Raw genomic sequence first — 11331 nt, 5'->3', positions numbered from 1 at the left:
GGTAAAATACAATTTTTCTCGTTTGAGCAATCCACACTTTAAGCATATTATTCGTCCTGTGTTAAGGAGACGGTTCGTTAATCCGGTGAAGCAGCCCGGCACAACCAAACTCCGCTCACATCATTTAAATTACTGTGTGGAGATAGCCAAATGAAAAACTTATTCGATCGTCTAGTAAACAACTACAAGCGTGTTTTTGTTGAACTTTATACTGCAAGAGAGCTATAAAATAGCTTTTTAGCAACCCTGTTTTACTTGAAGTTTTGTTAGCGCAAAACGGCCACCTTTCTCTTTGAGTTAGGTGGCTTTTTGCTATTTTACATCAAGTAAACTAAATTCCCCCGCATTATTTAGCCATCACTTATATACTATAGCTGCAATTTCATCTCACTTTTTCTCCGCTTTTTACGCTTATCAACGCAATTCTTTCCAAGCGTTCATATATCAATGATTAAGCATCTACTGATGCTTTAATTTTTATATAACACATTGTTAATTAGTAATTTATTTTCCATAATCAAAGCAAAAAAAAAGAGCCTCGAAAAATTCGAAGCCCTTTATTTACTTTTAGCTTTAATGCTGGTTAATCTAAACTCTCTTAACCAAGCTCAACTCGAGCGTTTCTAAACATTCTCATCCAAGGGCTATCTTCGCCCCATTCACCCATTGATCATGGTTAAAGGTTGCCAATGAAGGCATCCTTATTAATTAACCAAGCTCGACTCGGGCGTTTCTGAACATTCTCATCCATGGGCTATCTTCGCCCCATTCATCAGGATGCCAAGAGTTTGCAACGGTTCTAAATACTCGCTCAGGGTGTGGCATCATAATAGTCACACGACCATCACTGCTAGTGATCCCAGAGAGCGCATTAGGCGAGCCATTTGGATTTTGAGGATATTGTGTTGCGATTTCACCTCGTCCATTGACATATCTCAATGCGATGGTCCCTGATGCTTCAGCAGCAACAAGTGCTTCAGGTGAGCTAAACTCAGCACGACCTTCACCATGAGACACAGCAATTGGCATACGTGAGCCTTCCATTCCCTGTAGGAATAGTGATGGGCTCTTCTGCACTTCTACTAAACTAAAGCGCGCTTCAAAACGCTCTGAGCGGTTACGCACAAATCTAGGCCAATGCTCAGTACCAGGAATAATGTCTTTGAGTGTCGATAACATCTGACAACCATTACACACACCCAGAGACAAGCTATCACCACGCTCAAAGAACTGGCTGAACTGCTCACGAGCACGAGCATTAAACAGAATAGACTTAGCCCAGCCCTCACCCGCGCCCAGAACATCACCGTAGGAGAAACCGCCACAAGCCGCTAAGCCTTGGAATCCCTCTAATGTCACTCTCCCACTGAGAATATCACTCATATGGACATCGGTGCTTTCAAAGCCTGCACGATTAAAGGCCGCAGCCATCTCTAAGTGAGAGTTAACACCTTGCTCACGCAAGATAGCCATCTTAGGTGCAGCGCCTTTTAAAATAAATGGTGCTGCAACATCTTCACTAGGGTCAAACTTAAGATCGACCGTTAAACCAAGATCCTTTGCATCTTGTTTTAAAGCAAACTCTTCATTCGCTGACTCAGGATTATCGCGCAGTGACTGCATCTGGTGAGTTGTTTCAGCCCAAATCGTTCTCAATGCGGTGCGAGATTCTGTAAACAGCTCACGTTCACCATCACAGATAGTGATGCAGTCTTCACTTGTCAGGGTACCGATAGTGTGACAAGCAACACCTGCAGCGATAAATTTAGCTTTAATCGCTTCGCTCTGAGCACGGCTTACCTGTAACACGCCACCTAACTCTTCGTTATACAGACGCTCGATATCGCTGCCAGAAACAGATGCAAGATCAATGTTCAATCCAGTATGACCGGCAAATGCCATCTCAACTAGCGTGGTAAATAAGCCGCCATCACTACGGTCATGATATGCGATAACAGCACGCTCATTGACAAGTGGTTGCATCACTTCAAAGAAGCCACGCAGTAAGCTAGCATTTTCAAGATCTGGCGCAGTATCACCCAGCTCCCCGTAGACTTGAGCAAGACATGAACCACCGAGGCGGTTATGACCCGCACTTAGGTCGACAAGTAATAGCTCAGTCTCACCTTTATCAGTGCGAAGCTGTGGCGTTACTGTATTACGAATGTCCTGTACTGAACCAAAGGCTGTGATAACTAAAGACATAGGTGAAGTCACGGCTTTCTCTACACCATTATCTTCCCAAGCTGTCTTCATCGACATCGAGTCTTTACCCACGGGAATGGTCAAGTCCAGTTCAGGACATAACTCTTCACCGATCGCTTTTACCGCTTCATACAGACCAGCATCTTCACCAGGGTGACCTGCAGCAGACATCCAGTTTGCAGAGAGTTTAATACGCTTTAGCGAGCCGATATCGGTCCCCGCAATGTTCATAATGGATTCAGCCACGGCCATACGTGCCGATGCACCAAAGTCCAAAAGAGCTAATGGCGTTCGCTCACCCAGTGACATCGCTTCACCGGTATATGAGTCATAACTTGACGCCGTTACCGCACAATCGGCAACAGGGATCTGCCATGGACCCACCATCTGATCTCGGTTCACAAGACCGGTAACACTTCTATCACCTATGGTGATTAGGAAGGTTTTTTCGGCAACTGTCGGCAGACGCAGAATTCGGTGAGCAGCTTCTTTAATCTCTATCTTCTCTTGATTAAGCTCAGGAGAGAGAGCTTTAGCGGTCACAACATCGCGGCTCATCTTAGGCGCTTTACCTAATAAAACCTCTAGGGGCAGATCGATAGGCTTATCGTTAAAGTGCTCATCGCTCAGAGATAAGTGACGCTCCTCGGTTGCCACACCTACCACAGAGAATGGCGCACGCTCACGTTCACAAATAGCGGTAAACACCTCAAGGTTTTCAGGTGCAACTGACATCACATAGCGCTCTTGTGACTCATTACACCAAATTTCAAGAGGGCTCATGCCAGGCTCATCTGAAGGTACATTTCTTAACTCAAACTTGCCACCACGATCGCCATCGTTAACCAGCTCAGGGAAAGCGTTCGATAGTCCACCCGCTCCCACGTCATGAATAAACTGTATCGGGTTTCTGTCACCCATCTGCCAGCAGCGATCGATCACCTCTTGACAGCGACGCTCCATCTCTGGGTTCTCACGTTGTACAGAAGCAAAGTCGAGATCTTCGCTGGACTCACCTGACGCCATTGAGGAGGCTGCGCCGCCACCAAGGCCGATATTCATCGCAGGACCACCGAGTACAATTAGCTTTGCACCAACAGTGATCTCACCTTTTTGAACATGTTCACCACGGATATTTCCAAGGCCGCCAGCAAGCATGATTGGCTTATGGTAACCACGCACCTCTACGCCATTATGGCTAGAAACCTCCTGCTCATAGGTACGGAAATAACCCAATAGAGCCGGACGACCAAATTCATTATTAAATGCGGCGCCACCTAACGGCCCTTCGGTCATGATATCCAGTGCCGTTACAATGCGCTCTGGCTTACCGTAGTCGGCTTCCCAAGGTTGAACAAATCCAGGGATTTTCAAGTTTGAAACGCTAAAGCCAGTCAGGCCAGCTTTAGGCTTAGAGCCACGTCCAGTTGCGCCTTCATCACGGATCTCACCGCCGGAACCTGTTGCAGCACCAGGGTATGGGCTAATCGCAGTCGGGTGGTTATGGGTCTCAACTTTCATTAAGATATGCATAGGTTCGGTGTGATAACCGTAAACACCGTTATCTTCAGGGAAGAAGCGGCCTGCTTCATAACCTTCCATAACCGCAGCATTATCTTTATAGGCTGACAACACGCCATCAGGCGTCTTCTCAAAGGTATTTTTGATCATTTTGAACAATGACTTTGGCTGCACTTCACCATCGATTGTCCAATCTGCATTAAATATTTTATGACGGCAATGCTCTGAGTTCGCTTGGGCAAACATCATCAGCTCAACATCATTAGGATTACGTCCAAGCTTGATGAAGTTCTCAACAAGGTAATCAATCTCGTCATTGGCTAATGCCAAGCCTAAATCGTTATTCGCTTTCTCCAGTGCTGCACGCCCCTTACCTAAGATATCGACACTCGCCACCTCTTTAGGCTCTGTATGAGCAAATAGGATCTCGGCGTTGTCAAAACTTGGGAGGATCACTTCAACCATGCGATCGTGAATGATACTGTTAAGTGTTTTTTGCTGCTCACTGTTAAGTGCATCTGACTCCACATAGTAAGCTACACCACGCTCTAAACGGTTAACCTTATTAAGGCCACAGTTATGGGCAATATCAGTAGCCTTAGATGACCAAGGAGAGATAGTCCCTGGGCGTGGAGTCACAAAATGAAGTGAACCTTCTGGTGCATGTGCTTCAATAGCAGGACCGTAGGTGAGGAGTTTGGCAAGTTGTTCTGTTTCACTCTTATCAAGAGATTCAGACAAATCGGCTAAATGGATATACTCGGCGTAAATGCCACTAACAGGAAGTGATTCATTATCAAAAGCTTCCATTAGTTTTTGAACTCTAAACGCTGATAAAGCAGGGGCTCCGCGGATGATCTCCATCACGTCATTTCACCTTATAAATTATAATTGCAGGGTCAGATCTGGCGCTATTATAGGGAAATGTTTCCGACAAATCACTCCTAGTATTTTGTCGAAAACAGTGTTTTCTGACAAATACAAACAAACAGGAATATCGGCTCATAAATCGAAGAAATTAAGATAAACGGAGCAAAATTGGTCATTTATCAAACTATCTTTCACTTACCTAAAATAACGCCTTTAAGAAGCGCTGGCTCTATTTTATGAAAAAGTGTAATAATCATAATTCACAGACCTTTTCCGATGAAAAATTGGACCATAATAGAGAAGATGGCTCATCTTGCTCTCCACTTCGCTCTCTTAATTCTGATTGAAAATTTGGTTTAACACGACATATGATATAATCGCCTGCTTGCTTGACGAAAATGTCGCGATAATTGGTATTTATGAATAGAATTTTGCTTACTTTACTGACACTAACACTCCTGGCTGGCTGCCAGAGAGTCGCTGTGGAGGAAACAAAATTAGTACCACCAGCGGTTGAAAAAACGGTACTGAACGTAGGCACCATCTATGGCTCCCAAATCTATGTCACGACAGGTCAAGGGGAAGCAGGTTTCGATTACGAGATGGCCAGCCGCTTTGCAGACCATCTAGAGTTAGAGTTGGCAATGAAGCCCTACTCTAATATTAAAGAGCTTTACCAAGCCCTCAACAGTGGTGAAGTCGACCTGATTGCTGCAGGACTTGCCGACACCCCCACCCGCAGAGAAAACTTCAGGCTTGGCCCGCCTCTATATCGGGTTAATCAGGTGCTGGTTTATAAACAAGGGACACCTCAACCTAAAGATATCTCTCAACTTAAAGATGAGATAACAGTGATCACAGACTCCTCATTCGTAGACACTCTATCTCAGCTACAGAAGATCTACCCCGAACTTGTGTGGGATCAAGAGCAAGATAAAGACAACGAAGAGCTACTAGCCATGATAGCCAGAGGGGAGATCAGCTACACCATCGCTGACTCAACCACCTTTGAGATCAGCCGCCGCTATATGCCGGAGCTAAGAGCTGGTCTGACGCTAAAAGAGAAACAAGCGATTGTTTGGCTACTGCCGGCACAAAACAGCGACAAGCTAATGAGTGAACTGCTCACTTTTTGGCATGGCGAGAAGCTCGACGGTACTTTAGCTCATCTCGATGAGAAATATTTTGCCCACGTCAAACGCTTCGATTATGTCGATACCCGTGCATTTCTCAGAGCTATAGATAATAAACTGCCTAAATATAAGGAACGCTTTCAATATTACGCAGGCGATCTCGATTGGAGAAAGCTCGCCGCTACTGCCTATCAAGAATCACATTGGAACCCCAATGCACGCTCACCGACCGGTGTGAGAGGCTTAATGATGCTAACACTGCCAACGGCCAAACAGATGGGGATTGAAAACCGCCTCGACGCAGAGCAGAGCATTAAAGGGGGAGCGAAATACCTCAGAGGCATTCTTAATCGATTACCTGACTCCATTCCCGACAACCAGCGTATGTGGTTTGCCTTAGCCTCCTACAATATCGGTTACGGTCATGTTGAAGATGCCCGAAAATTAGCAGAGTCGATGGGATTAAATCCAAGTGCTTGGCGTGATCTAAAAGAGGTGCTACCTTTATTACAGAAGCGAAAATATTATAAACAAACACGTTACGGTTATGCTCGCGGAAATGAAGCCGTGCACTATGTTGATAATATCAGGCGCTACTATGATACCTTGGTCTGGATCGACAATCAGAATAAGTTATTGGAAGAGAATCAAGCCTTGATAGAGGAGTCCCAACTTGCCGATCAGATCGGAATTGGAGAGAAAGCGATCACAGGCGCGCAACCAGAATAATACTAAAAGAGGTAGCCGATGAAAAAAAGAACAATCAACAATGTATCCGCACGACGCAGAGCACAACTTAAGTTAAAACATCAAAGAACCTTGAACAGACAAAAGCAGTTTTTTGTATTTCTTCAGCCCTCTAGTTAAAAAGTTAAGCTTAATCTCAAGATTAACTGCACTTCCATGCAGTTGATCTATACCCAAGCCACCTCAAGATGCTCGTTTCAGAGCTCCCGTAGGATAGCTGAACAAGGCAGTGATTGAGGATAATGGTTATTCCCTTATTGATATCACTAACGCAGTGCAGGGATTCTACGGGAACTCCCGAAGGGCATGGCGAGAAGCAACATTTTTCTGTGTTATGAAATATTGAATTAGAATAACTAGTCCTACTATTTCATGCCTTGAACCCTGTCACTTCTCGACATGCTGAATCCTGCATCTTGAAGTTGTTTGGGTATAATATCAATCTGCATAAGCCAAATACCATCAGCCTCACTCGGGGCTAGCACTCAGCTTCTGTTGCTGCTTAAGGGCTTTCTTCTCTTTGCGACGACGTCTGAAAAATTGGCTTAACTGCTCGGCGCATTCTAGCTCTAACACTCCCTGAGTCACCTCAAGTTGATGATTAAATGCAGAGTGTCGCACCAAATCAATCACAGTGCCGGCAGCACCTGTTTTTGCATCACTAGCCCCAAACACTAAACGTGATACTCGGGAATGAACCATAGCGCCAGCACACATAGCACAAGGCTCTAATGTCACATACAAGGTGGTATCTAGTAGCCGATAGTTCTCTATCACCTTCCCCGCCTGACGTAAACATTGCATCTCTGCGTGGGCGGAAGGGTCGTGTGATCCAATACAGAAGTTAAACCCTGCACTTATCACTTCGTCATTCTTTACTAAAATGGCACCAACAGGCACCTCGCCTTTCTCTTCTGCTTTTGCGGCCATATCCATCGCCAACTTCATATAATGGATATCGCGTTCTGTTTGGGACAAACTGCACCTCTAAATACTCTTTATACTGATATGGTTATACTGACGTAGTTATACTGACATAGTTATGCTGACGTAGTTATACTGACATAGTTATGCTGACATAGTTATGCTGATATGGTTGCACTGATTGGCAATAGCCAAAACTCAGTGAATTTTCACAGCTATTATACCTGCTCACAAACAAAAGTATTCGCCTCGTTAACTATAAAGCCATCAACCAGTTCACCCTATCGATGCGCGCGCCAAAAAACTTAGCTCCAGCTAATGTATGATGACCATAATCATAAAACAGTTTTTGATAGTTCTCTGTGATGGCATAACACACCTCTTTAGTTCGATCGCACACATAATCCATTCTATCTAGCACCACTACCTCTTGATATCTGAGTGCAATATCATCAACTTTTTTATTGAGCTGCTTTCTAAACTGAGCTGGCTCTCTGTGCTGAAATTGTTGGAAGTGTTTTTGATTGATTTTATCAATATCACTGAGCGATATATTCTCCGGACCTTCATTTTGCAGCAGTAGATTAAATAGAAAATCAGCATAAGTGCGGTGCCCAAACTCCTCGAACTCGTAGATATTCTTAACTAAAGCCACCCGTTTTCCATCAGTCATGACTCTCTCTATCACAGCTGAAAAACGGTCAATATCCATAGGTTTATATTGAGAAGCGAACATGATCACATCTGCGAGGCGATAGTTTGGAGATGCAAAAAAGTCATCGCCAATATTGTAAATTTCAGTGCCAAAGCGTGCCACCTGATAGTGCTTCATCGTCTGCTGACTGCTCGTTAATACATTGAACATATCTTTAGAGTGAGAATTTCCCACCAACAGTAAGCGCCCTCTGGCATCGAGCTCATCAAACCATAAGCCTCTATCGAATGGGTTTTTATCTACACCATAGTTTTCATCGCCACTAAGTGTCCGCAGCTCACTCCAACTATTGGCGCCTAACTCGCGATTATCAGGCTGGTAGCCCCCCACCATTAAATCGGCATAGATCTCACGAGACTTAAAGCCATCACTCAAATTTAGCACGCTACCCACAACAATAAATACACTGGTAGCTAGGCCTGAGAAGGTAAAAATGAATCGGCGACTATAAGCTGTCTTGTTCCTAAATGGTTTCTCCACAAAGCGCCAACTTAAGTAAGCTAATAGCACAACGGCAAGACACAATCCGGACATCAGCAACGTCGAAGGCTCAGTAAAACTGCGATATTTCACAAATGCAAAAATGGGTTGATGCCAGAGGTAGGCGCTATAACTTATCAAACCGATACCGACAAAGGGTTTAACGCTAAGTAGTCGATTGACCAGAGTCCCCTCTTGAGCAAACACAATAATAAGCAAGGTGCCTAAGGTGGGGACCAATGCATACATGCTGGGAAAGGGCACAGTTTCATCATAAGCAAATGTCGCAAAACAGATTAATGCAAATCCTAATAAACTCAGCAGATTGTTAAGCCAGCGATAGGGAAGCACAGGGGTGTGTCGACTCAAGTAAAAAGCCGCAAAGACACCAAGAAGTAACTCCCAACCTCGAGTTGGCAACAGATAAAAGGAGGCAGTTGGCATATTATAGGCCCCCCAATGACCTAGGGCTAAACTGGCTAAAAAAATCAGAAAAAGTACCGTTACAACCCAGCTTTTGCCCATTTTCCAACCGAACATCAAAAACAGCGGGAAGAAGATATAGTACTGCTCCTCAACCGCTAAGCTCCATGTGTGAAGCAGAGGTTTGAGCTCGGCGGCAGTATCGAAGTAATCACTCTCAAGCCAAAACAGAATATTTGATGAAAAGGTGGAAACCGCCAAAATACTTTGAATAAAATCCTTCATATCCACGGGCATTAAATAGAGCCAAGCAAAAGGAAAGCAGGCTGCCATAACAAAAAAGAGCACTGGCAGAATTCGCCTAGCTCTTCGCTCATAGAAGTTAACTAAGCTAAACCTGCCCTGCTCCATCTCTACCAGAATAATACTGGTGATGAGATAACCACTGATCACAAAAAATACATCAACACCAACAAAGCCACCGCTAAAATGATGGAAACCTGCATGGAACAAGATCACAGGAACCACGGCAAGGGCACGTAAACCATCAATTTCTGGACGATATTTCAAAAGCGCATCCACCCTAATCAGTTGATCTTAAGATAGGTATAAGTATATGAAAGGTTTTAGGCTTTGAAGATTTTTTAGGCTAAAAGAACAAAAAAAGGGCCAACGTATCAAATACGCTGGCCCTTGATTAAATAACTAACAGTGCAACTTCACTTATAGGGTTATTCCCACTCGATCGTCGCAGGTGGCTTGCCTGAAATATCGTAAACAACACGTGAGATACCGTCGATCTCATTGATGATACGGTTAGATACGCGACCTAAGAAGTCATACGGTAGATGTGCCCAGTGTGCAGTCATGAAATCAATTGTCTCAACAGCGCGCAGTGAAACAACCCAATCATATTTACGGCCATCACCCATCACGCCCACAGAGCGTACTGGTAGGAAAACAGTAAATGCCTGACTCACCTTGTTATAAAGGTCAGCTTTGTGCAGCTCTTCGATAAAGATAGCATCGGCTAAACGAAGTAGATCACAGTACTCTTTCTTCACTTCACCCAGAACACGTACACCTAAACCCGGTCCAGGGAAAGGATGACGGTAAAGCATGTCATAAGGAAGACCTAACTCAAGACCTATCTTACGTACTTCATCTTTAAACAGTTCACGAAGCGGCTCAACAAGCCCCATCTCCATATCATCTGGCAGACCGCCAACGTTATGGTGTGATTTAATCACATGGGCTTTGCCTGTTGCGCTACCCGCTGATTCAATCACATCTGGGTAGATAGTGCCCTGCGCTAACCATTTAGCATTCACGCACTTCTTAGACTCTTCATCGAAGATATCAACAAAAACATGACCAATAATTTTACGTTTAGCTTCAGGATCGGCTTCACCCGCCATCGCATCAAGGAAACGGTTTTCAGCGTCAACATGGACAATATTCAATCCAAAGTGATCGCCAAACATATCCATCACTTGCTGCGCTTCATTAAGACGTAGTAAACCGTTATCAACAAACACGCAAGTTAACTTGTCGCCAATTGCGCGGTGAAGCAGCATGGCAACCACTGATGAATCAACACCACCAGAAAGACCTAAGATAACTTCATCATCACCGATCTGCTGCTTCAATCTCTCGATAGCATCTTCGATAATAGACGCTGGCTTCCAGTTAGCATCACACTGACAGATATCCAAAGCAAAATGCTCAAGCATACGCTTACCCTGACGAGTATGTGTCACCTCAGGGTGGAACTGAACACCGTAGAATTTTTTCTCTTCGTTAGCCATCGCGGCATATGGGCAAGTTTCTGTATTAGCAACGGTCACAAAACCTTCTGGGATCTCAGAAACCTTATCGCCATGACTCATCCATACATCTAGCAGAGGCTTACCTGAGTCACTGATCGCATCTTCAATGCTTTTAAACAGTTCAGATTGAGTCTGAAGTTCAACTTGCGCGTAACCAAACTCGCCTTCACCGACGCCTTGAATAACCTTACCACCAAGCTGTTCAGACATGGTCTGCATGCCGTAACAGATCCCAAGTACTGGAACACCAGCAGTGAAAACGTATTCTGGGGCACGAGGTGAATCCTTTGCAGTGACACTTTCAGGGCCGCCCGCTAAGATGATGCCGTTTGGTGCAAACTCTTTAATCTGTTCTTCGGATACATCCCAAGCCCAAAGTTCACAATACACGCCGATCTCACGGATACGACGGGCAATAAGTTGAGTGTACTGAGAGCCAAAATCTAAGATCAGTATCTTATGATCATGAATGTTGTTCATGGGA

5 protein-coding genes are annotated in these 11331 nt (G+C 44.6%); 1 reads left to right on the top strand and 4 read right to left on the bottom strand.

Annotated elements, in window-relative coordinates; all coding sequences use genetic code 11:
* Window positions 1-708: 708 nt before the first annotated feature.
* Entirely contained in the window at window positions 709-4590 is a 3882-nt protein-coding gene (gene purL, locus SWOO_RS07950) for a phosphoribosylformylglycinamidine synthase (RefSeq protein WP_012324196.1), read from the bottom strand.
* Between the two features lie 425 nt (window positions 4591-5015).
* On the opposite strand from purL, the gene mltF reads away from it, so the two are divergent.
* A complete protein-coding gene (mltF, locus tag SWOO_RS07945; protein ID WP_012324195.1) occupies window positions 5016-6458 on the top strand; it encodes a membrane-bound lytic murein transglycosylase MltF in 1443 nt (480 codons plus the stop codon).
* Window positions 6459-6944: 486 nt separating this feature from the next.
* Here mltF and tadA read toward each other — a convergent pair whose 3' ends face one another.
* The 3 genes from tadA to guaA form a co-directional block, all read right to left on the bottom strand.
* Window positions 6945-7454: a tRNA adenosine(34) deaminase TadA gene (gene tadA, locus SWOO_RS07940; protein WP_012324194.1), complete on the bottom strand. Its 510-nt coding sequence runs from the start codon at window positions 7452-7454 to the stop codon at window positions 6945-6947.
* 202 nt (window positions 7455-7656) lie between these two features.
* Window positions 7657-9588, bottom strand: coding sequence for an acyltransferase family protein (locus tag SWOO_RS25895; protein WP_012324193.1), 1932 nt, complete (start codon window positions 9586-9588; stop codon window positions 7657-7659).
* Window positions 9589-9749: 161 nt separating this feature from the next.
* Complete coding sequence (gene guaA, locus SWOO_RS07930; protein WP_012324192.1) at window positions 9750-11327, bottom strand: glutamine-hydrolyzing GMP synthase; 1578 nt, start codon at window positions 11325-11327, stop codon at window positions 9750-9752.
* Between the last annotated feature and the right edge of the window lie 4 nt (window positions 11328-11331).

Origin of the sequence: Shewanella woodyi ATCC 51908 (assembly GCF_000019525.1) — a bacterium.
Classification (GTDB): Bacteria; Pseudomonadota; Gammaproteobacteria; order Enterobacterales; family Shewanellaceae; genus Shewanella; species Shewanella woodyi.
This window is presented reverse-complemented; position numbering and strand designations above follow the sequence as displayed.

What these genes read in the sequence shown, in the direction of transcription:
- guaA (WP_012324192.1), bottom strand. Translation starts at nt 11,327, where the DNA reads ATGAACAACATTCATGATCATAAGATACTGATCTTAGATTTTGGCTCT.
- purL (WP_012324196.1), bottom strand. Translation starts at nt 4,590, where the DNA reads ATGGAGATCATCCGCGGAGCCCCTGCTTTATCAGCGTTTAGAGTTCAA.
- mltF (WP_012324195.1), top strand. Translation starts at nt 5,016, where the DNA reads ATGAATAGAATTTTGCTTACTTTACTGACACTAACACTCCTGGCTGGC.